The organism is Paenibacillus sp. Negev47, from assembly GCF_058313655.1.
Genome location: NZ_CM177754.1, coordinates 4,982,671 through 5,005,114, shown reverse-complemented (window position 1 = coordinate 5,005,114; position 22,444 = coordinate 4,982,671). Strand labels below are relative to the sequence as shown.

Genomic DNA, 22,444 nt, shown 5'->3' with positions numbered 1-22,444 from the left:
AAAGATGGTAAAAGAGTGGATGCTTTCGTGTGTATAATCAAATGCATTCGTTCACAGGGGAATTAAGGTTTATATACAGTAATTTAGATAATCAATTATTCTTCCCCAAGCAAATACCCCACAGAAACCTCCAAAGCTCTCGCAATCATTACTACTTCATAATCCTGAACAAGACGATACTGACCCTCCAAACGTGAAAGACTGGTCTGACTGATATCCAACCCCAGTGTTTGCAATCTGGCGAGGAATTCTCTTTGTTTGATTCCTTTACTTTTACGGATAGCTACGACTCGGGAACCGATAATATTTTTGTTGCCAGGTGGTTCTTGTCTATGCTTCATTATGTACACCCCTCATTTCAACCAAATTGTATGAGAAATAATGGTTGTTTTAATGCGTATATCGAATTAAAATAAAATAAACCGATAATCGCATTAAAATGACTGCTCAAGTCTAGTCTTACCAAGACATGAAGTAGTTTAGACCCATCAGAGAGGTGGATGTATGAGCCGGTTGCTTGACTTATTGGAAGATGAACGGCGCAAGCTTAATCAGCTTGGTGAGGCATCCTTGAAGCAAGCGATTCCGTTGTGGGAGAACCGTGAGGTTCAGGAACAGAGCCGGAGGGTGGATGAACTGGTGGCCCAAGTGAGTGAGATGAAGGCAAGAAATAACCGAGTTGTACGATGATGAGCGAGGTACATAATGCGTAGGGGAGGAGAAGCAATGGATTTTCCAGGGTGGATGCAACGAGCGATTCAAGCAAGGCTGGATGAGGTGACTGCCCGGATTGAACATGATCCTGAAATGAGGCGAGTACGTGGGGGAACAGACGAAGCATTTGAAGTTTTGTTTGCAGGTAAAGATGTCGAGCAAACATCTGAATATACCGAGTGGGAGAATCGTTATATTGTCAGCAAAGGCATAGAAAATGAGCGGTTGTATATGCAGGGACTACGAGATGGCATTCAGCTCACAGTATCCTTGCTGGGTCAGTCGAAGTCGATGCCAGAGGAGACAGATACTGAGGCTTGATCCACCAAGCGAACCCATAAGTCAGGGTAAGCTACCTCGATCTTAACTTAAAAACCGGAGCCGAAGCGTGAATCTATCGCTTCGGCTCCGGTTTTAATGCTCTACTTTTCCAAATTCTAAATTAAGGAAAGGAGGGCATTGAGTATGTGTTAAGTTTAAACAAACAAAGGTAAAAGTGAGGTATGCTATATGAGAAAAAGATCTAAATACTTAATCGTGCTTTTTATGTTTATTGCGATTGTGTTTGTTCTGCTTTTTTTAAATACCAACAAAAATGAAGTCAATGAGCCAGTGGTTAATGGCAATATCATTCAAGTCAAAAACTTTGATCTGGATGCCAAATCAACGAATTTAAAGACTATGACAGAAGGATCGATATTTGTTGAGGGTGAGAAGGAGCATATTGATCATATCAAAATAGTAGCACATGTAGAGATTGACCCCGCTGACTGGGGTGGTGTTGCATTTTATATCCCTGATCAATGGAGTATCTTCAGCATCACCAGCAGTTACCCTGAACATCAATCGAAGTTGAAGCCTGCTGAGTATGTATCCACCTGGACGAATTCTTCGGATGACTCTTCATGGCGCACAATGATTGAAATTGGGAGAGAACGAAATTACATAGCAAGTGGCGGAGGTACTGGAACGATTGTGATCGAATTAAGTCCCGATAAAAAGGGGATGTCCACCTCTGAGTCATTGAAAATTGGTATTGAGGTTGGATCAGAAGAGAAAGATGGAAAGAGAGTTATGGGCACAGATTCTGTTGAAGTTCCTGTATTTTAAAGTGCTAGGTTAACCAGAGATAGAAAACAAGCCGAAGCGATGATAATGCACGCTTCGGCTTGTTTTTTTATTATTTTGAACCATATTACTTCTTCAATTCGCACTTACCGATTTAAACCAATCATTCACTTCTTGCGTGATCTGATCTCCGCCATTGGATTTCCAGTTGGCGACGAATTGGTCAAAGGCATCAATTGGCAGTTTGCCGTAGATGATTTTGTTGAAGGTCTCCATCTCGGACTGGCGGAGCAGGTTCCATTTGGATACCATGGTTGGTGTTGCAGCGCCAGTGAAATAGTTTTGTTTACGGACGTCGATCTGGGACATAACGACTTTACCAGCATACCAGTTTTCCGGTTTACGGAATTCGGCCATTTGTTTCTCGTAAGGTGTTTCAGGCTTCTCGCCGTTGGCCAGCTTCACGAGTGTTTTCATGTACAGATCCGGGATACGTGCTGGGCCAGTCAGGAAAGGGAATTCGTTGGAGAAGTCTTTAATCTTCTCTTTGTCACTGGTCGGTTGTCCGTCAATGATATCCCAGTCGTAACCTTTGGCGAAGCCGTATTCATACTCACTGCCCGCAGCCGGGTTAGCCAGGTTATCGAGCAAGTAGTTGTAGTACAGGAAGATGGCTTCTGGATGCTTCGCGTCCTTGTTAATCATGATACTTGCGTTGACACCAGAGTTCTGCCACTTCGTACCGATCTTGCCGTCTGGGCCAGCAGGAACAGGGTAAGCTTTATATTTTGAGCCAGGTACGTTCTTCAGCAGGTCAGGTGCAGGCCAGTCCGGTACCCAGTTTGCGCCAGGCAGAATGCCCGCTTTGCCAGCTGTCCAGCTTTCAGCGGATTTGCCTTCGTCCCACAGAGCGGAGTCAGCGTGGATATAACCTTTATCCATCCATTCAGCCAGCTTGGCAAGGGCTTGTTTGGCACCCGGGTTAACGGAGCCGTACTCAAGGTTGCCGTTTGCGTCTTTGTTCCATTGTTCCTCGATTGTGCCGTATGCACCGAACAACCAGTCGAGCTGACCCATCCAGGTGTTGGTGTTATTTTTCAGCGAGATCGCCAGCGGGAATACTTTGTCTGGAGACAGACCGTCCGGGTTCTCGTTTTTGAATTTGTCCATGATGTTCTCAAGGTCTGCAATGGTTTTCGGAGCTTCCAGGTTCAGCTTCTCCATCCAGTCCTCGCGGAGCCAGAGCAGTGTATCGTCGTTATCGGTGTACTCCATGATCGGCATGTTGTATTTCTTGCCGTCCTTGGTGAACGGATACCACAGTTCAGGATGTGCTGCTGCGTGATCTTTCAGGGTCTGACTCGCGTACTTGTCGAACAACTCATCGATGGCGATGAATTGACCGGAGTCGATAAGCTGATTAGTCAGTACCGCATTGGTGGGTACGGATACAAAATCAGGCAGCTTTTCGCCAGAGGCGATAGCCAGTTGCAGCTTTTGTCTGTATTGATCGTCATTGGCCGGATACCAGGTATCTTTATGCTTCATACCCAGCGTTTCGAGCATCCAGCGATCGTGCACGTTATTTTCTTTGGTATCTCCTTGCACGTATTTCTTCGGCATCAATACCGAACTGAACTCGATGGGTGGGTCATATTTTCCTTTGGCAAAAGCAGCTTCTGCTTCAGCTGAGCCGACAGTTCCCGGCGTTGTATTGCTACCATTGTCACTGGCTGTCTCGCCACTGCCGCACGCAGTGATCGTGATGAGCGCGATAACCATGAGCAGTGACCACCATGTTTTGAATTTGATCATTGTTCAATCCCCCTACGGTGTATGATCTTTACAATGTAACTGTACCAATTTGTGCGGGAGGGCATCTATATGAGTTTGTTAGTTTCGATAGGACTCTATTAGTGAAAGTTCAAAAAATTCGGTTTTCAGTACCGAGAAGATGGGATAAAGCTAGAAATGGAGTAGCGGAGCGTAGGAAAACTACGTGAGCAACGGACATTTCGGCTGAATTCCATATTCGATGCTGATGATGCCGTGAGGCATCCTTCGTAATCAAAAGCGGATTTTTTGAACAACCTCTAAGATGTTATTTATGCTGGTCTCTGTATTCCTGCGGCGTAACGCCGAACTGGCGCTTGAACACTTTGATAAAATAAGCCGGGTCCATATAGCCAATCTCCATGCTGATTTCGTACACTTTTTTGGTGGTCGTGACCAGCTTGTGACAGGCCCGATCCATACGCAGACGCGAGATATAATCACTAATGCCTTCGCCCGTCTCGATCTTATAGATCTTGGACAAATGGGTCGGGTGCAGATTGACATGGTCGGCCAGTACACGCAAAGATACATCCAGATGCAGGTTCTTATCTGTAAAATCCTGAATCTTCTTCACATACTCGGAACGAATGTCCTTGATCTCGTTGGACGTGCCTTCCTTGAGTTTGCCGAGCACAGTGAGTGACCATTTCCGCAGTTTGCTGATCGTGGTGAAAGCTTCGCCGCTTTGCAAACCCTCAATATCATTTCCCATTAAAGTGGTCAGAGTCAGCTTGTTCCGGTGGGCAATATTGGTGAATGAAGCCGTAATAAGAAAACCTGCCTCCATACAGTGCTCCCATGATTCCGACCATTTCTCATCCAGCTCTGCGCAGACTGCGCGTATTTTCTCTTCGGCAGCATCCCACTGTCCGCTTTCCAACAGACTAATGAAAGTGGGCGGGGTGTACAGCACATCCAAGGGACCTTGCGCCGCAGGAGTCTCGACATCGCTGACACGCATGACAAATTCGCGTTCGTCGCCGACGATCTGCCGGAAATAAGCGGAAGCCTGACGGAAGCGATCGTAAAGCTGATCCGGAAAGGTGAACCACTCGGTGATAACGATGGAGAGGGAGCCTTTCAGAAACTGTTTTACTTTGGATTGAAGCTGAATCGACAGCTTCTCCAGAATGGTTTCTTTGCCAATATCGCTTTTCCGATCTTTCAACTGAAGTAAAAACACCAGATATCCGTGCTCCTCCTTAACGCCCCACACTTCCATAAACTCACCCATAATCTCTTCCGCCATATTGATGATGGCATATTCGATCAGGGTCTGATCATTGCTGTCATAGTGTCCGAATTCTTCTTCCAATCGTACCAGCATTAAAGCGGCATCCCCGGTATGAAAAGGCAGAGCGTAATTGGCGAGTTTCCGCTCCCATTCCGCAGCGGCGATTCGTTGTCCCTGCAAAGCTCCTAGGAGCAGTCGTCCCCGCAAATGGGGGAGATTCTCTCGCAACGTAAACTGGGTTCGTGTCAGTGAACTGACAAGTTCCCATTCATTGTTCAATTGATCGATGGCCTTCTGCACAGCGCCCATTAATTCATCATCTGTGGGCGGCTTCAGCAGATAGTCCACGGCTTCGAACTGGATGGCTTTTTTCGCGTAATCAAATTCGGAATACCCGGATAACAGAATACATTTTATCTTTTTGTCCCGGATGCGGATGCGTTCGATCAGTTCAATGCCTGTCATTTCAGGCATCTGAATGTCTGAGATCACGATATCGATGGGGTGGGTGTCGATCATTTGTAGTGCTTCGTGTGCCGAGTATGCTTTATGCACATGTTCGATCCCCAGCGTGTGCCAGGGCTTGGTCATGGACAGGTTATCGACCCAGTGTGCTTCGTCGTCTACGATCATCATTTGCATTGTGTTTGTCTCCCTTGGTGGTTGAACTAAGGCATATTTACACTTGCCACTCCGATGACAGCACAACCTTCCGATCGCTGTTCAAGCCCCATTTTCTGAATTAGAAGATTGTAAGGTTAAAATGGTGCTTGAAAGGCGAGCACTTCGTTTCTTCAGGTTTTTTCTGTCCTCTGCGTTTACGTGTAAATGGTTCGTTCAAAATCAAATGTCAACTTATCGTTCGTATCATATTAATTCGTATCGGTATTACCTTTATCGGAATCTGTGTCCTCTTTCGGTAACTCCCAGATGAGCTCGGTTCGGAATCCGCCTAGTGGGGATGGACCGAATAGGAGGTAGGAATGGCTTCCAAACGTGTGCATAATTCGTTGATTCGTATTCCAAAGGCCGCAGCCCATTTCTTCCTGTAATGGTTCCTGCATCTTCAAGTTTAGTGCTTCGTACTGTTCCGGGCTTAAGCCTGGGCCGTCGTCATCGATGTATATTCGGCCAAAACCATTCAAGCGCTCCCCGGTAATTCGGATTTCCCCGGATGAATAGGACTTCGCCACACCATGGATGACGGAATTCTCGACCATCGGCTGAAGCATTAATCGCGGCACCGACTGGGCAAGCATGTCCTCAGGGATATCAATGTGATATTCAATGCGACCATTGCGCAGCTTCTGGATATCTAGATAGTTGATGAGCAACTGGATCTCTTCCTGAAGTGATGATGTCTCCCGTTCCATACGGGTGGTATAGCGATAATATGCACTCAGGTTATGCGCCATGGAGACCACGGCTTGCTCGTCCTTCATCTGGGCCATGTTGATGATATAGCCAAGACAATTATATAGGAAATGCGGATTGATCTGCGCTTGTAATTGCTTCAGCGTAGCTTCCTTGGCTCTAATTTTCTCATGGAATACATTCTCGATCAGATCTTGAATCTGATGGGACATATCGTTGAATCGGCGGAACAGGAATGAGAACTCATTCTGGTTTTTGCTATGCAGTCGGACAGAATAATCCCCTTGCTCTACGCGGCGTAAACCTTTGATCAGCTTTTTGATCGGATATTGAACATTCCGGTACAGCAGGATCGATGCCGAGATGCCGACCACCAACAGCAATATCATACAGGTGTAGAACAGATTCTGACTAAGCGAGATGGGTTTCAAAATCTGATAGAGCGGGATCACGTCAACCAGATGCCAATCCAGATAAGTGGACTTCACGGAGCTAACCAGATACTTCTTCCCGTTCAACTTCACGACATCCTGCGTGGTGTCTTCCGGAGAGTGCGTATCCAGATACTGAATGAGTTCTGCGGATAATTGCTTGTCCGCGCTGCGATTGAGAATGGGTGAATTTCCTTTGTGATACAAGAAAGGATCGCCTTGTCCACCCGCTTTATACGTATCCAGCATATTTTGAATGTTCTCGTAGCTGAAGCTGGCTTCAATCACCAGATTACTTCCCGTGAGCATCCCCGGCTGTGCCAAGGAATCCGTATAGAACCAATAGAAGGAGTTCAGTTCGTCCTCTGATGCGGCACCCTGATCCCCATAGGTCCATCGTCCACTCATGTTCCTTTTCAAATAATCCTCATCATACCCTGTGGCTCGGTTGTAGTTGGCGATGACATCTTCATTCTGCTGTGAATGCACCGCATATCGGGTGGGCCATATATCCGTAACGCCGGTTTGCAGCATCATCTTCTCTTGAATGACATAGCGGGTCTGCATCCGGTCATACCGATCATCCCACATATTGAGGCCGTTGAATGCTCTGACATTCGGATCTCGGGAGAGGATCAGACTAAAATCCATCATCTGGTTGATGCGTGAGTCGATCTGACTGGACAGAAACGTGAGCTGTTTCGTGTTGGAGATCTGCAGTTCTTTGCTGACGACATCATAGGTGACGTTATTCGAGTAGGTGTACATGATTAGAATGGGAATGAACAAGACCACAATTAACAAGTTTATTTTGGCAAAAAGACTGAATGGGGATCGAGTCTTGCCTGGAAATAGGTTTAAGCGCTTCCATATATGCATAAAAAGTCTCCTTCAAATTCGTGTTCAGACTATATAGGTTGAACAAATTATTTACACAGAAACGGAGAGGACAGAAAAAACCAGAGAAAGCGAAGCGTTCGCCTTTATCACCGGATTTTCCCCTTGAGAAAGGGACAATAGAAAAATCTGGGGATAACAGCGATTGGAAGGTTATTCTGTCATCGGAGTGTCCGTGTAAATCATTTTTAGTTCAACTTATAGATTCCTAACAAAATACTATCAAGCCTAACAATGTTATATAGCAGACCTCAGAATGGCTTGATACTATTTATATCAGAGAACCCGATCACACACAAAAACTTTTTTTGGGAACAGGAGAAGCGCTATGGAGGCTAAATTGGAGGGTAAGCGGATCCCGCAGGCAAACGTTGGGAACAAGCTGGAACAAAAGAGAAAAAAACGCTACAAACAGCCATGGATTCTGCACTTCATGGTGTTGCCGGCGGCCATTATGGTCTTTATATTTTCATACATTCCGATGTCCGGGATTTTGATGGCATTTCAGGATTATAAACCTGCCCTGGGATTTTTCAATTCCGAATGGGTAGGACTGAAGCACTTCAGGTACATGTGGGAAAATGATTATTTCCTGCAAATTACGTGGAACACGTTGTTCTTTGCCTGTTCCAAGATTGTCATGAACCTGATCATTCCGTTTGTCTTCGCCTTATTGCTCAATGAGGTACGGAAGATGGCACTGAAAAGAACGATTCAGACGCTTGTGTATCTTCCTCACTTTCTGTCCTGGGTTACGTTATCAGGCATCCTGATCGACATTCTGGCCCAGACGGGTATTGTCAATCAGTTCCTGGTTTCGGTATTCGGCATCAAGCCGATCTTCTTCCTGGGGGATGGCAGCTGGTTCCGATTCACGATTATTGCCAGTGATGTCTGGAAAGAGTTTGGATTCAACACGATCATCTTCCTCGCGGCACTGTCCGGCATTAACCCTTCACTCTATGAAGCGGCTGAAGTGGATGGAGCAGGACGTTGGAAGCAAACGATGTATATTACCATTCCGGCACTTATTCCCATCGGGATCGTAATCGCAACCCTGGCACTGGGTAATGTGCTTAACGCCAACTTCGACCAGATCTTTAACTTATATAGTCCGTTAATTTACCAACAAGGTGATATTATCGATACGTTTGTGTATAGAGAAGGTCTGCTAAGTGGGCAGTTCAGTTTCGCTACCGCTGTGAATCTGTTCAAATCGGTCATCAGCCTGATCTTGATTGTGATCTCGTACCGACTGGCTTACCGATTCGCCGGATACCGAATTTTCTAGAAAGGATGACAAACGAATGTACCATAAAACGATGCCTTACCGCATATTCAGCATATTCAACAATGTGTTATTGACCATCCTTTCACTGCTCTGCTTGCTGCCTTTGTATCACTTGCTCATGGTTTCACTTAGCGCATCTGCACCTGCAAATGCGGGTCTCGTAACGTTCTGGCCAATTGGATTTACACTGGAGGCATATGCGAAAACGTTCGCCAATACAAACTTCCTCTCCTCCTTATGGGTATCCGTGGAGCGGACAGTACTGGGTACAGGACTTGCGTTAATCGTCAATACGATTGCAGCCTATGCACTCTCCAAAGAGACGCGGGTGTTCCGCGCACGTAACATCTATCTGTGGTATTTTGTCATCACGATGCTGTTCAGCGGTGGCCTCATTCCGGGGTACATCCTGATTCTGAAGCTGGGACTGATGAACACATTGCTGGCCTTGATTTTGCCGGGATTGGTTGCCGTGTTCAACATCATTCTGTTGCTGAATTTCTTCCGTACCGTTCCCAAAGATCTGGAGGAAGCTGCATTTATCGATGGTGCAGGACACTTTCAGACGTTTATCAAAATCTATCTGCCCGTCTCCGTACCTGTTATTGCAACGGTTTCGCTCTTCATGATGGTCGGGCATTGGAACGCATACTTTGACGGAATCATCTACATCCGTGATGCGGAAAAACTGCCACTCGCGACATTCATGCAGACGATCATCGTGCAGGCCGACATGTCGAAGCTTGATCCAGAAGCAGTTGCGAACCTGTCCCAACGGACCATTCGGGCTTCGCAGATCTTTATCAGCGCTCTGCCGATCCTGCTCGTGTACCCGTTCCTGCAACGTTATTTCGTGACGGGGATTGTGGTTGGGGCTGTGAAGGAGTAGTTGAATGTAGGGGTTAGAATAGGGTTGTAAAATGGAGTCACTGAACTGGGGAAGGCCAGGGAGGTGGCTTCTTTTTGTGTGCATGGAAAAAGAAGTTACCCATTTGCAGTTTATTACCTTTATTTGAATAAAATGGTACAATAGAAACAATAAGATATATCCTTTTTCATTTATATAGAGTTGTGTACGAAGTGCAGAAGTTATGATGGTTACCCTTGAAAATTTTCCGAACAATAGCTTATCCAAACGTAGATCTCATGTTTTTGCGTGAAAGGAGAAATATCAATGATTCAAGATTACAACTCGTGGTCCGTTTGTATATCAAGTGACTTTAAATTGAATTTTTTGATCTATGTAGCGAGTGCGTATGGTCTTCTTAAAGAGCAGATCAATGAGCAAAATGCATGGCCATCCAGGCAAATGGTAGAATCAGTTCATCTTCATCAAAAACTAGAAATACAATGGAAATCTTTCTGGGATCGTAGCATTCAGAAAAAAGCTCATAAAAATAATAATCATGCATCATTTGTTCTAGGATCGCCCAATTTTGAGTTAGTTGAACAACAAGAATTAAGGGAAGCATTTGTTAATCTATGGCCATCATTTATTAGTTGGTGGAACATGCCTGCGGGTGGCCAAAATGCTATGCAGTACTGGGAGGACAAACCTGATCTTATACGTTATATTCAAGAATTTGAAAATGAAGTGGGTAGAAAAATTAAAACATTTCATTTAAATATTGATTTAATCTATATGGGCTCTAATGAACCGACTGAAGTGAATGAAGAATATATTATTATGCCAATCAGAATTGAATACTTATTGAAGAAGGACTGGTGGATAAGTAGATTTAAAGAACGATATTAACCTTGTAACTGCGAAGCTACATAGATTAATGGAGGGATCAATATGTTTCCTTTTCAAGTTAATGAATTCATTGAAATAAATCTAATACAACCGAAAGAACGAGATGAGTTGTATATGTTAATTGATGAGAATAGAACACATCTTCGAGAGTGGTTGCTCTGGGTAGATAAACGACAATCACCAAGCGACTTAGATTCAATTATAGCGATGTGGACACAAAATTATGAAGATAGAAACGGATTTGACGCGGGGATATGGTTTAATCATAAATTGGTTGGGATGATCGGATTGCATTACATCGATTGGAAGAATAAAGCAACCAGCATAGGTTATTTTTTAGCTGAGTCAGAGCAAGGAAAAGGGATTATTACGAAGTCAATTAAAGAACTACTTCATGTTCTGTTTTCTGAATTAAAGTTAAACCGAGTCATTATTCAATGTGCAGAAAATAACCATAGAAGCAGGGCCATACCTGAAAGGATTGGTTTTTCAAACGAAGGTACTTCCAGAGAAGCGCAATGGATTTACGATCATTATGAGAATATCGTGACGTATAGTATGTTAGCTAATGAGTGGCATAATAAAATATGTGAGACCTGAGTTTATAAAATTGGACTAGGGGAAGGCTTTGTTTGGCCGTTGCCCTACTACGTGACCCCTGTTATAATTCCTGTATATCTACTGCATTGGGGGTTATGACGTGGCAATATGGATAATGCCGGATTGCTCGTTCGCTAGAAAGCCTTACGCAAAGCCTGAATAGGGGCGGACTTTGTGTAGGGCGCGACAAAATGAGATTGTTTGCCCTGGAATCAACATTAACATAATGGTTCAACCCGCAGGCTTTGCACCTTATTTGTTTTTCCAATAAAAATAAGGGGCTGAACGCCATGCAAACACCATTTATTCACAATCATCAATTCAATTATATTCAAAAACAAGCTGATTTCCTGCTCAAAACGCTACGCTCGGTTGTAGATCCAAAAGTATTGGAAACCGTCCGTTATACGGTCGGCACAAGTGCGGTGAGCATCTTTGATGAACTCACTCCGGAGCAGAAGCAATTGCTGGAGCAGTTATCGACGTATGAGACGACACATGAATTGCAGACGTATCTGAACCGGATGGAATCATATCTGATTCCATATCCGCAAATATCGGCAAAGCAGATCCAAAAGCTGTTTCCGAAGGCCAAGAAACTCAAAGTGCCCGATCTTGAATCCATTGACTACGCACATACAACCTATCTGAGATGGACCGACATTGCGACGAACCGCTTGTTCATCGTGTACCCGTACGAAGGCAAGTTCCTCGGTATTGAGGGACGAATTACAGCCACGAACAAGAAAGGGTACTGTATGTTCTGCCATCGTCATCAGGAACTCGGATTCTTCAACGTGAAGACCAAGGCTCATTCGCCGGACAATTTTGCTTCCATTGCCCAGTACGTATGCATGGATAACACAGCTTGCAACCATAGCATTACCGATATCACCATGCTGGAGAAGTTTCTTCTCTCGACAGTAAAATAATGCAAGACACACAGGCAGGGTCGCTCTTCGGAGCGACCTTTTTGCCGTGTTAAAATGTAGTGATTCGCCGTTGAACGTACCAAAAAAACTTCAGGATTCATATTCGGGGTCATACCCTTTTTCTCATACCATCATGGAGTCGGAATATCGTTGGCATAGTTCAGTCCCAAGTGATGTGCATGGTTCAGCAGTGTCTCATAATGCTCAGGCTTGGATTCCAACGTTTCATATAAAAACTCAACCCTCGATTGGGACACGCCGCAATAATCGGCAATACCCACATTGAGTAGATTGGCGATCGATTGACCATAGTTGCGCTTATGCATCTGTTCTTCCGTCACGCCCGAAAGAGCGATCCACAATATCTGCTGGTGAGGAAGTTTGTTCGTGCCGTAGGCAAACCCGTTGTTCATGACACGATCCACATAGCCTTTCAGCATGGCTGGCAGATGCCACCACCAGAGAGGAAATACAAAAGCCACAGCATCGTACTTCTTCAACCGCTCCATCTCCGTTTCAACCTCAGGCGAGAACACCTGATTTTCTTGGGTATAGTCCGGTTCATCCATCTCTCGGAGAATTGGGTCGAAGCCAATCCCATGCAAATCCAATATCTCATAACCGTGACCAGCCTCGGCAAGGCCTTGTACAAAACGATCGGCAACCTGGAAGGTCAGGGAATCTTTTCGCGGGTGGGACACTACAACTAATACGTTCATCTTATCTTTCACTACCTTTCTGGATTGCGGTCTTGTAGCCATAAATCAATGGCTGATGCTATTATAAACAGGTATGAAAACATCTGGAAGTACGCACTTTGATGTTCTATAGGAAGAATGAAGTGCCATAGGAACATCAAAGTACCCTAAATGGATGCCTCGAAATGGGCTTAAATAACGGAACAAGAGCAGCAAGAAGATACGATTTTACCTTGAATACAGCCTAATTATGGAGGGATTCGGAATGACGGAACATCAAGACACAAGTGCTCCCAAGAAATATAAAGTTGGCGTTGAGGCGGCCTTGGAAGTGATGGGCGGGAAGTGGAAGCCTTTAATTATTTACCACTTGATGACAGGACGGAAACGTACGTCGGAGCTTCGGCGGTTAATACCGGACATTACGCAGAAGATGCTGACAACGCAGCTCAGAGGACTGGAAAAGGATGAGATCGTACAGCGCAAGGTATATTCGGAAGTACCTCCCAAAGTGGAATATGAACTAACGGACTACGGTTGGGGATTAAAACCTGCTCTGGACCATTTGTGCTATTGGGGAGAGGAGCATCTGGAGAAGGTTCATGGGGATAAGTTCAAAGTATTGGAGGACTTCGATTCTGAAGAAAAGGGGGCGAGAAATTGAATGGTACAGAGCACATGAAACAGCTAGTTCCCATTCGTTGTGAAGGCATTGCTGTAGTTCTGTTGAAGAAAAGCCTCGATCAATACCGTGTACTGATGCTGAAACGTGCTGGTCGTATGTTGCATAACGAGTGGTGTTATGTTGGCGGCGGGATAGAAAAGGGCGAGAAGGCATGGGAAGCTGCACTCAGAGAAGTTCATGAGGAAACAGGTATTACGGAAGTCAGGTTGTATTCTGCCAATCAATTCGAACAATATTATTCACCCATGGAGGAGTATATCTATATTGCTCCCGTATTCGCAGGATATGTGGATGAAAGCCAGGTTGTCCGGTTAAATCATGAACATACCGAGTACCAATGGATGACGTTTGACGAAGCCAAAGAAAATGCGGCATTGCCTGGAATTGATGACATTTTGGATTTTGTTGAAAAACATTTTGCCAGAAAAGCCCCTTCCGAGTGGCTTCGGATTAATGGAGAGAATAATTAGGAGGTGGAACTCATCACATACAAGACGATTTATCCAAGAGCATGGTTGAGCCTACTATGTATGTTGGTCATTGAAGCTATACTTTTCAGGGATGGCATATACGATAAAAATGGTATTCTGAAGTACTCCCTGATCATTATATTGACCTTTATTCTGAGTTATATCGTTTTTCTGATCTGGCGTTTGTTTTTCACGAAACCCAGTATTACGCTGGAAAGCGATCATGTGACTTCTATGAAACATCAGAGATATGATGCATCTCAGATTGAGTGTATTTATATGAATTACAGACGGATTGGCATCAAACTCTATGGTAAACGGTTAGTGCCGATGGATCTATGTTTTTATTTTCAACGAGGTCAGGAGTCCGCAGGAGTAGAAGCTGTGCATGAATGGGCGGCGCGAAATGACAAAGAAATCAAATACAAATTTTTTCAAACCTTGGCGTAGACCAGTACGTCTGTTAAATATAAGGAATCGTTGAGGAGTCGAGGACCAGGCTAAAATCATGTCCTATGTGGTGACTCGCTTAACATGTAGTGAGCAATTGAATGATGACCCAGATGGAGAATTCCCAAAAGGCGAGGAGCCTGATGCAGGAGATCGTTCTGAAGTGGTCGAGGTGCTAGGCTACGAGATCTGTTATCGCTAACACGATCATTGAATATGATATTGTCAAAAATCATCCTAAGCAATTAACAGCATTTTTTAAACGAACACGAATTCCAGGTGCGGCTAAATTTTCGTCAGAAATTAAAAAGTCTATGCTTCAATAGCAAAGTAGATTCTAAAAATCACCAGGAGAGATGTAAATGAGATATTTAACGAAAGAATGGTATGAGCTGTGTCAGCAGATGGGACTTCATTTTGGGATGAGGGTACATAGTGGAGCTTCCGAGTTAGATGAGAGTCTTTTTCTAAGGTTGTATAAAAGAAAGGAAAAAGCGCATGTGAAGCAGGAGCGAGAGCTATATAATATGGATCCTCGTTTCATGCTGGAGCATGATGGTCAAGTGCTCACTCGTGTAGACAAATCTTTCAGTGGGGAAGAAGTGTCAGAAGAGGATCAGATCGTATATCACATGCCTCCGGAAGAACGAGTGCATATCGAGAAACTCATTGCAGAATATGATGTACGACCTCCTTTTGATGAGAAGAAATGTAAGGAAGAATACAAGGAATCGATGGAGTGGAATTTTCAATACAAGGCGGAGAAGTTGCCACATGAAATCGTTGAACAAATTGCGGATATTCGTGTGTTTACGCTGGGATATTGCACGAGAGAGATATTACAGCAATTAAAGAAACAGAGTGCGGAAAATAAGAGACATGTGGATCAGGCATCGAAAGAATTTAGAGAAGTGATGATGGCACAGGATATCCCCGATGAAATACATAGCCGGGTTCAATATCATGATTGTACAGTGACGGAACTGCTGACGGGAGATGAAGTGGTCATTCGTTTTGACACTCGTGGTGGCTTCACCAATATAAATAAACTTACACTGGTTGCACCCGAAATCATCAAGCAAGAGGGAGAGATTGTAGGCAGTTACTGGCTGTATCAAGAGCTGTATCGGATCGATAACGGATATGAGCTTCATGTTCTATTTGGTGGAGAGAATATGCCCGAATTGATTGTTCGCTGTGCTGATATTCTGGTGATTGATGAGAAAGTATAAAAAGCAAAAAGGAGGTACACCTGTATGGGCATGTCAGACTATTACAAAAACCTCAGGGAAAAGATCGGCAACGAGCTTATTTTTATGCCGGGTGTGGCTGGCATTATCCGAAATGAACAAGGGGAGATTCTGTTCGGCCGTAAACATAACGAATCAACCTGGGGGCTGATTGCTGGAGCAATTGAGCTTGGTGAGACACCGGCTCAAGCGATGGTAAGAGAGGCACTGGAAGAGGCAGGCCTAGTTGTAGAACCGGAGAAGATTATCGGAGTATACGGGGGTGAAGCAAGACGGTTTACATACAGTAATGGTCATCAGGTCGAATATTTGACTATCGTATTTGAATGCAGAATCAAATCTGGACAACTGACACCTGATAATGAAGAGATGAAGGATCTGCAATTTTTCCCCGAGGATCAGCTTCCACCCATGGCAAACCAGTATCCAGATTATATTTTTAGTTCCAATCAAGAAGAACGAGCCCATTTTGAAAGATAAGCCACTGTGCAATTTGAATCTAAAACTCAACTTATGTTTACCAAATGAATCGAGATCCAAGTTATATAAGGAGAAACCATATGTTAATTAACCCAACAATTAATGAGATCAATGACCTATTCAAGATGCATCATATCAACGAAGAAATATCTAAAATTCAAAGTTTGTCAGGTACCACTGCTGGACGTGTTTATCGGTTGAGTACGATTCTGAATAAGCACTATATTCTGAAATCAGATGAACCCGAACAGATTCACATTGCCCAGCAGTTTTTGGACACGTATAACAATTCTCCGTTATTGCCTGAAGTTTTGTTGACTGTTTCGGATAATACTTATTTTATTTATACGTATATGGAAGGCACGACCCATTTCAACCGGGGACAGAAAAGAGACTGGTTAACTCGTCTGGTGAAAGAGCTATTCAATACATATGTGCGTTCTTCAGATACGAAATCATGGGGCAGAATGGAGTTCCCACAGAGGACATGGAAAGAATTCAATCAGATTAGTATTCATGAAGCAAAGATGAATATTGGAAGTATTTTAACGACAGATGATTATAATCTGGTTCAATCCAAAGTGGATCACCTGTTTCATGAGCAAGAAGAGAAATTTCTTTTGCATGGCGATACGGGTGTTCATAATTTTGTGTTTGCTGAAAATGAACTCATCGGCGTCATTGATCCATCTCCAATGGTTGGACCGATCCTCTATGATTTCTTGTATGCTTTTTGCTCTTCTCCGGATGATATCAACACCGAAACATTATTAGCTACGTTCGAACTGTTAGAACAAGTAGATATGGATAAATCCAGATTGATAGAGGAAGCTCTGGTCCATCTATATTGCCGAATTGGGCTGAGCAACAAGCATCATCCTGATGATCTGCCTGAATATTTGAAGGCATGGGATGAATGGAAGCGATTGTGTGAGAAGCTTTGATCTAGCAAAGCTTTCACCCTAACGCGAATTCCTTAGTTCAGACTACACAAGACAGGAGAGATATCACAAGGTGGATAACAAAAATAGTTTGCATAGTCCGAATGCTTGGACGACCTTCGATATATTTCATGGCGACTTACTTGCCAGTAAAGAACTTATCTATGACAAGTGTGGCTTTTGTTGCTCCCAACCACATGAAGAAGCACAAAATGCTGAATATGGGGCATATGTGTTCACCTTAAATTCTCTATCCATTCGATTTCGTGTTGCCAAAACCACACCAACCAAGATTGGACAATTTGTTACTCTGTGGCAGCGAAGTGAGGACGGAACGACACAGCCATATGATGTATCAGATCCAGCAGATATGTATGTCATTAGTACGCGCACAGGTAGCCACTTTGGTCAATTTGTATTTCCGAAGCATGTATTGTTGCAGCGAGATATCGTATCAAATCAAGGAAAAGGTGGCAAGCGTGCCATACGTGTATATCCGCCTTGGGATAAGCCAACAAGTAAGCAGGCTCTAAAAACGCAGCAATGGCAGCTGGAATATTTTCTGGAAGTACCTGTTACCGAACCGTTGAACTGTGATCAAGCTCGGGTACTTTATGGCACCCAGCGATAAAAGTAAGCGAAACAGTAGCCCAGCATCTCCAAACTCTTCTCCTCTGAATATCAGCTTTTCACCGATCTTTTCGACATATCTCCTCTATTCGTTATTTCCCAGTACTCAAGCGTGTGCGATGTCCGCCATTTGTTAAAAATAGTGAACGTTAGTGATTTTAATTTTTTTGAAATTTGTGCTTGCCTTAATGTGAACATTAAGCCTTAGGATGTAAAAGAACCGGCCAAATGCATCCAAAAATGAACATAAAGGAGGAGTCAGCATTATGGCTTTCTCGATAAAAGAAGCTTCGGAGCGGCTGGGTTGTCCTGCACATAAAATTCGTTACTACGAGAAGGAGGGACTGCTTCCTTACATCCAACGGGATCAGCATGGAAATCGGATGTTCGAGGAAGAACATCTGGATTGGATGAGACTGATGTCCTGTTTCCGGGCAACGGGTATGAAGGTATCTACACTGAAACATATGGTTAGTCTGGCGCTGGATGGTGATTCAACGATTCCACAACGGAAAGCGATCCTTCACGAATATAAAGAGGAATTACATCGCCGCCAACTTGAAATTGCCGAAGCACTTTCAGCGGTGAATAACAAATTGAACATCTATGAAGACATAGAATCAGGAAAGCTTCCTTCAGAAAGCAAGCTGCTAGATCAAATGGAAAGCATCGCTAAAGACTAATATTAACGGATGGAGAGATGGAGAGATGAAGCCAAGAGTGCTGGGAAATAGCGATATCGTCGTATCATCGATTGGATTGGGAATTATGGGCATGTCTCCGGGGATGTATGGGGAAACCAATGATGAGGAGTCAATGAAGACCATCCATCACGCGTTGGAGATTGGCGTTACACTGCTAGATACAGCTGATGTGTATGGTAATGGTCATAATGAAGAACTACTGGGGAAAGCACTGAAGGGACGTCGCGATCAGGCCATAATTGCTACCAAATTCGCGTATACCCCAAACTATGAGACGTTGAATGGTCATCCGGATTACGTGAAAAAGGCCGTAGAAGCAAGTCTTCGCAGGCTGGACACCGACTATATTGATCTGTACTACCAACACAGGGTAGATCCTCAGATTCCGATTGAGGAAACGGTTGGCGCGATGGCTGACTTGGTTAAAGAGGGGAAAGTCCGCTGCCTTGGCTTGTCGGAAGCATCGGCTTCCACTTTACGCCGTGCACACGCCGTTCATCCAATCTCTGTGTTGCAGAGTGAATATTCCCTGTGGAGCCGGGATATTGAGGACGAGATTCTACCGACTGCGAGAGAACTGAATATTACCCATATTGCATACAGTCCATTAAGCAGAGGGTTTATCTCAGGTGAGATACGGAAATTGGAGGATTTGGATGTTAATGATCTGCGCAGATATATGCCGAGGTTCCAAGGAGACAATTTCGCCAAAAATATAGAAGTTGTGGATAAAATCAAAGAGATTGCCATGGAGAAGAGTTGCACGCCCGCACAATTGGCTTTAGCTTGGACAATGTCTAATAACGCATTGCCGATTCCGGGAACGAAACGAATCAAATATTTGGAGGAAAACGCGAACGCTGCAACGATTGAACTGACACCTGATGACTTAGCTCGCATTGAAAAGGTAAGTCCCCAAAATGAGGTCCATGGAACACGTTATATGAAAGAAATGATGACTCAGCTTAATGGGTAAATGATGTCCTTATAACTTGTTATCCGTAGCGAAGTAGTTGCTCAGTAAAATACAAGTATAGAATACAGATAGAGACTCTCTTTTAGTGAAAGTCTCTATTTGTATTGATTCCCAATCGAGGCAGGGGAGTCGAAAAGGAAAAAAGGAATGTATGATTTTGTGCCATATCCTGTATAATTTAGAGAACAGCCAGGTTTGTATTTCTGTAGAGAATGAAAGCCCTACGATTGCAGAAAGCGAGGTATCCCTAATATAGAATCGATTTTACCGCCATTTGAATACTGGAGCGTGATCTACATCGTCTTGACATCGGCAATCGTATTCACCGTCTTGATTCTGATCGTTATTCTGTTTCAGGTTGCGTTGGCTGTAGGTGTGCCATGGGGAGAGTACGCCATGGGTGGGAAGTTTCCCGGGAAATACCCCATATCCATGCGTTTTGCCTGCATATTTCAGATCGCAATTCTGGCATTCATGGGTATTGTTGTTCTGAGCAAATCAGGATTGCTTGTTCGTGAATGGTCTGCATTTGCAGATATCGCAATTTGGTTTATCGTTGGGTATTTGGTGTTGGGGACGATATTGAATCTGATCACGAGAAGTGTATGGGAACGAAGAATCTGGGCGCCCGTAACGTTGTTGATGTTGGTAACCAGTATAATCATTGCCATTTCATAACAATGAGCAACAACGAAATTTACAAAACTAGAGCCCTGGCATGTATGCCAAAGGGCTCTATTAATCACTGCCGTTCCTCATTTATACTAATGATAGTTTAACCCTTACATAGAGAAGATCAACGGAGAGGAGCGGTTTTATTATGCCGATCTACTACTACCTTGCAGCAGTTTTATTGGTTTTAACAGCCTATTTGGTTCGACGCAAGCTCAAGATTTTCCGTCCAGCAGGAAGACGCAGAAAACAGACGAAAGTTACGTACAGACGAAAAAAAGCACCATTGAATCTTGGACTTCGAGAAGAAGTCCCCTATCAGCAAACCATTCTTCAATTGGAGAAGAGTTACAATAAGCATTTTGCGAACAAACTCAAGATCCGAATTCAACAGGAATATCCTCACATGAAAACGCTGGAGTATCGGTGGAAATTGATAGAGCTTAAGCGATATTTCATTATGGCTTCATTACTTAAGCAGGTGCCCATGTTCAGTGATGAAGTTGATGATTTGTGGCATGAGATGCTGATGTTTACGAAATCTTACGCTGATTTTTGTGCAGAATTCATGGGTTCCACGGTGCACCATGAGCCGGCAATCACCCGCCGCGAAACGCCAGGAGCACGTGCATGGTTTGACTGGGTGTACTGTCAATTATTCGAGTTCACTCCCTACAGTGCTGCAATCTGGGGTGATTTTTTCACTTACCCATTATCCAGTGATGTACAGAAGCTGATCGCACAGGGAGATCAGTCTGAACTGGTGAATGAGCTGTTTCATGCCAGACGCATGCAGGAGGATCCTGAAGCTGCTCAGGTGATTGCCTACTTGATTGATCAACTACGTAGATCCGCAACGCTAAGTGAAGAAGAGCTATCTCCAGCATCTTCCGGAAGTAGCGATGTAGCTCTCGTCATGGCTAGCGCCATGGTGTATTACTCCATGCATAATGAGGCGACATATGGGCTACATATGGGCCAGCTAGAGCAGGAAATTCTTCCACAGGAAAAGGCAGCCTATGGTTCCTCGTCAAGCAGTGGTTGCACGAGCAGTTCCAGCTGTTATGCGGATCAATGTACGGACAGTAGCAGTTCCTCGGGAGGATCCGGATCATCCTCGGGATCATCTTCCGACTCTTCTTGCAGCTCGTCCAGCTGTTCATCTTGTGGTGGTGGCGGAGATTAATGAAGTATGCAAGCTAATCCATACGATTCAATTGTTACAGGAATGTGTTCATCAAGCCGTAGGACATACCCTAAAATTATAAAGATCAAAAAGAGGGCTTTCCCAGTGATGGGAATCAGCCCTGTTTTCATTTGGAAGCAGTTATGCTTGGTATAACATTCAATGGTGATGATGCGCATGAGCATCTGGTGCGTCGCCTTTGACAGTACATAATACCGAGGTGTCATGCAGATGTTTTTCGGACTCCACTTGGAGCGTTACATGTTTGATTTCTTTATGTTCCAGCATATGTTCAATCTTCTGAACCAGGATCTCGGATGCATAGACATCCATCGTTCCATCCACCACGATATGTGCGGTCAGCGCATTCAGGTTACTAGTAATAGACCAGACATGCACATCGTGTACACCTTTGACGCCATCGACTTGTTTGATGGTCCGCACCAGCTCATTCACATCCACATTGGCCGGAGTACCTTCCATTAAGATATGCAAGGATGACTTGGTGACAAAGAAACCACTTCGCAATACCAGTACCGCGACAATCACACTCGCAAGTGGATCAGCCCAACCCCAACCAAAGAACATCATGAGCAAGGCTGCCGCAATAGCCCCAACGGATCCCAACATGTCGCTGATGACATGGAGATAAGCACCGCGCATATTCAAGTTATTCTCCGTATCGCTACCACGCATCATGATCCAAGCCACCAGAATATTAATGAGTAATCCAATGATGCTTATAATTAACATGCCTACGGTTGCGACTTCTGGCGGGTTGATAAAACGACCAATCGCTTCGTAGAAAATGTAGAGTGCAATGGCGATTAACGTAATTCCGTTTAACGAAGCGGCCAAAATTTCAAATCTTCTGTACCCGTACGTTTTGCCGGTATTCACCGCTTTTTCACCAAAGGTGAACGCCAGTAAAGCGATCCCGAGTGCAATGGAGTCAGACAGCATATGGCCTGCATCCGAGATAAGTGCGAGACTGTTGGTGATGAATCCCCCAATGGCTTCGACGATCATATAGATGGTAATAATAATGAAGGAAAACAACAGTACTTTCTTGTTATTGGTGGTGTGAGCGTGATTGTGTCCATGATCGTGCCCATGGTTATGACTGTGATGATGTCCGGACATATAAATCCTCTCCTTTTGGAGCAAGG

26 protein-coding genes are annotated in these 22,444 nt (G+C 44.3%); 20 read left to right on the top strand and 6 right to left on the bottom strand.

What is annotated here, in order from left to right:
• Positions 1-95 precede the first annotated feature (95 nt).
• Positions 96-341: a helix-turn-helix domain-containing protein gene (locus AC4G47_RS22575; RefSeq protein ID WP_111619945.1), complete on the bottom strand. Its 246-nt coding sequence runs from the start codon at positions 339-341 to the stop codon at positions 96-98.
• Positions 342-504: 163 nt separating this feature from the next.
• Here AC4G47_RS22575 and AC4G47_RS22570 point away from each other — a divergent pair, with 163 nt between their 5' ends.
• The 3 genes from AC4G47_RS22570 to AC4G47_RS22560 all read left to right on the top strand — a co-directional run bounded on the left by AC4G47_RS22570 (position 505) and on the right by AC4G47_RS22560 (position 1,824).
• On the top strand, positions 505-690 hold the full coding sequence (locus tag AC4G47_RS22570; RefSeq protein ID WP_491102791.1) for an aspartyl-phosphate phosphatase Spo0E family protein: 186 nt from the start codon (positions 505-507) through the stop codon (positions 688-690).
• A 36-nt stretch (positions 691-726) separates the two neighbouring features.
• Positions 727-1,035: a hypothetical protein gene (locus tag AC4G47_RS22565; protein ID WP_491102790.1), complete on the top strand. Its 309-nt coding sequence runs from the start codon at positions 727-729 to the stop codon at positions 1,033-1,035.
• A 189-nt stretch (positions 1,036-1,224) separates the two neighbouring features.
• Positions 1,225-1,824, top strand: a complete 600-nt coding sequence (locus AC4G47_RS22560; protein WP_491102789.1) for a hypothetical protein — start codon at positions 1,225-1,227, stop codon at positions 1,822-1,824.
• Positions 1,825-1,917: 93 nt separating this feature from the next.
• On the opposite strand, the gene AC4G47_RS22555 is transcribed toward AC4G47_RS22560, so the two are convergent.
• The 3 genes from AC4G47_RS22555 to AC4G47_RS22545 form a co-directional block, all read right to left on the bottom strand.
• Positions 1,918-3,597 (bottom strand): type 2 periplasmic-binding domain-containing protein, encoded by a 1,680-nt coding sequence (locus tag AC4G47_RS22555; protein ID WP_491102788.1) that lies wholly within the window; start codon positions 3,595-3,597, stop codon positions 1,918-1,920.
• Positions 3,598-3,883: 286 nt separating this feature from the next.
• Entirely contained in the window at positions 3,884-5,494 is a 1,611-nt protein-coding gene (locus AC4G47_RS22550) for a response regulator transcription factor (RefSeq protein ID WP_491102786.1), read from the bottom strand.
• A gap of 230 nt (positions 5,495-5,724) precedes the next feature.
• Entirely contained in the window at positions 5,725-7,536 is a 1,812-nt protein-coding gene (locus AC4G47_RS22545; protein WP_491102785.1) for a sensor histidine kinase, read from the bottom strand.
• 346 nt (positions 7,537-7,882) lie between these two features.
• On the opposite strand from AC4G47_RS22545, the gene AC4G47_RS22540 reads away from it, so the two are divergent.
• The 5 genes from AC4G47_RS22540 to AC4G47_RS22520 all read left to right on the top strand — a co-directional run bounded on the left by AC4G47_RS22540 (position 7,883) and on the right by AC4G47_RS22520 (position 12,133).
• The gene (locus tag AC4G47_RS22540) at positions 7,883-8,845 is read left to right on the top strand and encodes an ABC transporter permease (RefSeq protein WP_491102783.1); all 963 of its coding nucleotides are present in this window, start codon (positions 7,883-7,885) and stop codon (positions 8,843-8,845) included.
• A gap of 16 nt (positions 8,846-8,861) precedes the next feature.
• Positions 8,862-9,734 carry a carbohydrate ABC transporter permease gene (locus tag AC4G47_RS22535; RefSeq protein ID WP_169479013.1) on the top strand — a complete coding sequence of 291 codons (873 nt, stop codon included), beginning with the start codon at positions 8,862-8,864 and terminating at the stop codon, positions 9,732-9,734.
• A gap of 285 nt (positions 9,735-10,019) precedes the next feature.
• On the top strand, positions 10,020-10,601 hold the full coding sequence (locus AC4G47_RS22530) for a hypothetical protein (RefSeq protein ID WP_491102781.1): 582 nt from the start codon (positions 10,020-10,022) through the stop codon (positions 10,599-10,601).
• Positions 10,602-10,643: 42 nt separating this feature from the next.
• Positions 10,644-11,201 carry a GNAT family N-acetyltransferase gene (locus AC4G47_RS22525; RefSeq protein WP_491102779.1) on the top strand — a complete coding sequence of 186 codons (558 nt, stop codon included), beginning with the start codon at positions 10,644-10,646 and terminating at the stop codon, positions 11,199-11,201.
• A gap of 290 nt (positions 11,202-11,491) precedes the next feature.
• Positions 11,492-12,133: a FusB/FusC family EF-G-binding protein gene (locus AC4G47_RS22520; RefSeq protein ID WP_491102778.1), complete on the top strand. Its 642-nt coding sequence runs from the start codon at positions 11,492-11,494 to the stop codon at positions 12,131-12,133.
• Positions 12,134-12,264: 131 nt separating this feature from the next.
• Here the strand turns inward: AC4G47_RS22520 and AC4G47_RS22515 are convergent, their stop codons facing one another.
• On the bottom strand, positions 12,265-12,852 hold the full coding sequence (locus tag AC4G47_RS22515) for an NAD(P)H oxidoreductase (RefSeq protein WP_491102777.1): 588 nt from the start codon (positions 12,850-12,852) through the stop codon (positions 12,265-12,267).
• A 244-nt stretch (positions 12,853-13,096) separates the two neighbouring features.
• On the opposite strand from AC4G47_RS22515, the gene AC4G47_RS22510 reads away from it, so the two are divergent.
• The 12 genes from AC4G47_RS22510 (at position 13,097) to AC4G47_RS22455 (ending at position 21,275) form a co-directional block, all read left to right on the top strand.
• On the top strand, positions 13,097-13,495 hold the full coding sequence (locus AC4G47_RS22510; RefSeq protein ID WP_491102776.1) for a winged helix-turn-helix transcriptional regulator: 399 nt from the start codon (positions 13,097-13,099) through the stop codon (positions 13,493-13,495).
• Positions 13,492-13,986: an NUDIX hydrolase gene (locus tag AC4G47_RS22505; protein WP_491102774.1), complete on the top strand. Its 495-nt coding sequence runs from the start codon at positions 13,492-13,494 to the stop codon at positions 13,984-13,986. Before AC4G47_RS22510 ends, AC4G47_RS22505 begins: the two co-directional genes overlap by 4 nt.
• Positions 13,987-14,046: 60 nt before the next feature.
• Positions 14,047-14,436, top strand: a complete 390-nt coding sequence (locus AC4G47_RS22500) for a hypothetical protein (protein WP_491102772.1) — start codon at positions 14,047-14,049, stop codon at positions 14,434-14,436.
• 58 nt (positions 14,437-14,494) lie between these two features.
• Complete coding sequence (locus AC4G47_RS22495) at positions 14,495-14,638, top strand: hypothetical protein (RefSeq protein ID WP_491102771.1); 144 nt, start codon at positions 14,495-14,497, stop codon at positions 14,636-14,638.
• A 160-nt stretch (positions 14,639-14,798) separates the two neighbouring features.
• Positions 14,799-15,668 (top strand): DUF4085 family protein, encoded by an 870-nt coding sequence (locus AC4G47_RS22490; RefSeq protein ID WP_491102769.1) that lies wholly within the window; start codon positions 14,799-14,801, stop codon positions 15,666-15,668.
• Positions 15,669-15,692: 24 nt separating this feature from the next.
• Complete coding sequence (locus AC4G47_RS22485) at positions 15,693-16,166, top strand: NUDIX domain-containing protein (protein WP_458125880.1); 474 nt, start codon at positions 15,693-15,695, stop codon at positions 16,164-16,166.
• Positions 16,167-16,246: 80 nt separating this feature from the next.
• Positions 16,247-17,110, top strand: a complete 864-nt coding sequence (locus tag AC4G47_RS22480; RefSeq protein ID WP_491102768.1) for an aminoglycoside phosphotransferase family protein — start codon at positions 16,247-16,249, stop codon at positions 17,108-17,110.
• A 70-nt stretch (positions 17,111-17,180) separates the two neighbouring features.
• Positions 17,181-17,738, top strand: coding sequence for a MepB family protein (locus AC4G47_RS22475; protein ID WP_491102767.1), 558 nt, complete (start codon positions 17,181-17,183; stop codon positions 17,736-17,738).
• 265 nt (positions 17,739-18,003) lie between these two features.
• Positions 18,004-18,420 (top strand): MerR family transcriptional regulator, encoded by a 417-nt coding sequence (locus AC4G47_RS22470; protein ID WP_491102766.1) that lies wholly within the window; start codon positions 18,004-18,006, stop codon positions 18,418-18,420.
• Between the two features lie 25 nt (positions 18,421-18,445).
• A complete protein-coding gene (locus AC4G47_RS22465; protein WP_491102765.1) occupies positions 18,446-19,417 on the top strand; it encodes an aldo/keto reductase in 972 nt (323 codons plus the stop codon).
• Positions 19,418-19,705: 288 nt separating this feature from the next.
• A complete protein-coding gene (locus tag AC4G47_RS22460) occupies positions 19,706-20,095 on the top strand; it encodes a hypothetical protein (RefSeq protein WP_491102764.1) in 390 nt (129 codons plus the stop codon).
• 142 nt (positions 20,096-20,237) lie between these two features.
• Positions 20,238-21,275, top strand: a complete 1,038-nt coding sequence (locus AC4G47_RS22455) for a UCP032817 domain-containing protein (RefSeq protein WP_491102762.1) — start codon at positions 20,238-20,240, stop codon at positions 21,273-21,275.
• Positions 21,276-21,434: 159 nt separating this feature from the next.
• Here AC4G47_RS22455 and AC4G47_RS22450 read toward each other — a convergent pair whose 3' ends face one another.
• Positions 21,435-22,418, bottom strand: coding sequence for a cation diffusion facilitator family transporter (locus AC4G47_RS22450; protein ID WP_491102760.1), 984 nt, complete (start codon positions 22,416-22,418; stop codon positions 21,435-21,437).
• Between the last annotated feature and the right edge of the window lie 26 nt (positions 22,419-22,444).

Excerpts from the sequence above, each read along its gene's own strand:
- AC4G47_RS22555 (WP_491102788.1), bottom strand. The coding sequence starts at position 3,597 with ATGATCAAATTCAAAACATGGTGGTCACTGCTCATGGTTATCGCGCTC.
- AC4G47_RS22485 (WP_458125880.1), top strand. The coding sequence starts at position 15,693 with ATGGGCATGTCAGACTATTACAAAAACCTCAGGGAAAAGATCGGCAAC.
- AC4G47_RS22470 (WP_491102766.1), top strand. The coding sequence starts at position 18,004 with ATGGCTTTCTCGATAAAAGAAGCTTCGGAGCGGCTGGGTTGTCCTGCA.
- AC4G47_RS22530 (WP_491102781.1), top strand. The coding sequence starts at position 10,020 with ATGATTCAAGATTACAACTCGTGGTCCGTTTGTATATCAAGTGACTTT.
- AC4G47_RS22450 (WP_491102760.1), bottom strand. The coding sequence starts at position 22,418 with ATGTCCGGACATCATCACAGTCATAACCATGGGCACGATCATGGACAC.
- AC4G47_RS22455 (WP_491102762.1), top strand. The coding sequence starts at position 20,238 with ATGCCGATCTACTACTACCTTGCAGCAGTTTTATTGGTTTTAACAGCC.
- AC4G47_RS22570 (WP_491102791.1), top strand. The coding sequence starts at position 505 with ATGAGCCGGTTGCTTGACTTATTGGAAGATGAACGGCGCAAGCTTAAT.
- AC4G47_RS22535 (WP_169479013.1), top strand. The coding sequence starts at position 8,862 with ATGTACCATAAAACGATGCCTTACCGCATATTCAGCATATTCAACAAT.
- AC4G47_RS22510 (WP_491102776.1), top strand. The coding sequence starts at position 13,097 with ATGACGGAACATCAAGACACAAGTGCTCCCAAGAAATATAAAGTTGGC.
- AC4G47_RS22480 (WP_491102768.1), top strand. The coding sequence starts at position 16,247 with ATGTTAATTAACCCAACAATTAATGAGATCAATGACCTATTCAAGATG.
- AC4G47_RS22540 (WP_491102783.1), top strand. The coding sequence starts at position 7,883 with ATGGAGGCTAAATTGGAGGGTAAGCGGATCCCGCAGGCAAACGTTGGG.
- AC4G47_RS22560 (WP_491102789.1), top strand. The coding sequence starts at position 1,225 with ATGAGAAAAAGATCTAAATACTTAATCGTGCTTTTTATGTTTATTGCG.
- AC4G47_RS22465 (WP_491102765.1), top strand. The coding sequence starts at position 18,446 with ATGAAGCCAAGAGTGCTGGGAAATAGCGATATCGTCGTATCATCGATT.
- AC4G47_RS22575 (WP_111619945.1), bottom strand. The coding sequence starts at position 341 with ATGAAGCATAGACAAGAACCACCTGGCAACAAAAATATTATCGGTTCC.
- AC4G47_RS22545 (WP_491102785.1), bottom strand. The coding sequence starts at position 7,536 with ATGCATATATGGAAGCGCTTAAACCTATTTCCAGGCAAGACTCGATCC.
- AC4G47_RS22520 (WP_491102778.1), top strand. The coding sequence starts at position 11,492 with ATGCAAACACCATTTATTCACAATCATCAATTCAATTATATTCAAAAA.
- AC4G47_RS22495 (WP_491102771.1), top strand. The coding sequence starts at position 14,495 with ATGTCCTATGTGGTGACTCGCTTAACATGTAGTGAGCAATTGAATGAT.
- AC4G47_RS22500 (WP_491102772.1), top strand. The coding sequence starts at position 14,047 with ATGTTGGTCATTGAAGCTATACTTTTCAGGGATGGCATATACGATAAA.
- AC4G47_RS22550 (WP_491102786.1), bottom strand. The coding sequence starts at position 5,494 with ATGCAAATGATGATCGTAGACGACGAAGCACACTGGGTCGATAACCTG.
- AC4G47_RS22490 (WP_491102769.1), top strand. The coding sequence starts at position 14,799 with ATGAGATATTTAACGAAAGAATGGTATGAGCTGTGTCAGCAGATGGGA.
- AC4G47_RS22525 (WP_491102779.1), top strand. The coding sequence starts at position 10,644 with ATGTTTCCTTTTCAAGTTAATGAATTCATTGAAATAAATCTAATACAA.
- AC4G47_RS22565 (WP_491102790.1), top strand. The coding sequence starts at position 727 with ATGGATTTTCCAGGGTGGATGCAACGAGCGATTCAAGCAAGGCTGGAT.
- AC4G47_RS22515 (WP_491102777.1), bottom strand. The coding sequence starts at position 12,852 with ATGAACGTATTAGTTGTAGTGTCCCACCCGCGAAAAGATTCCCTGACC.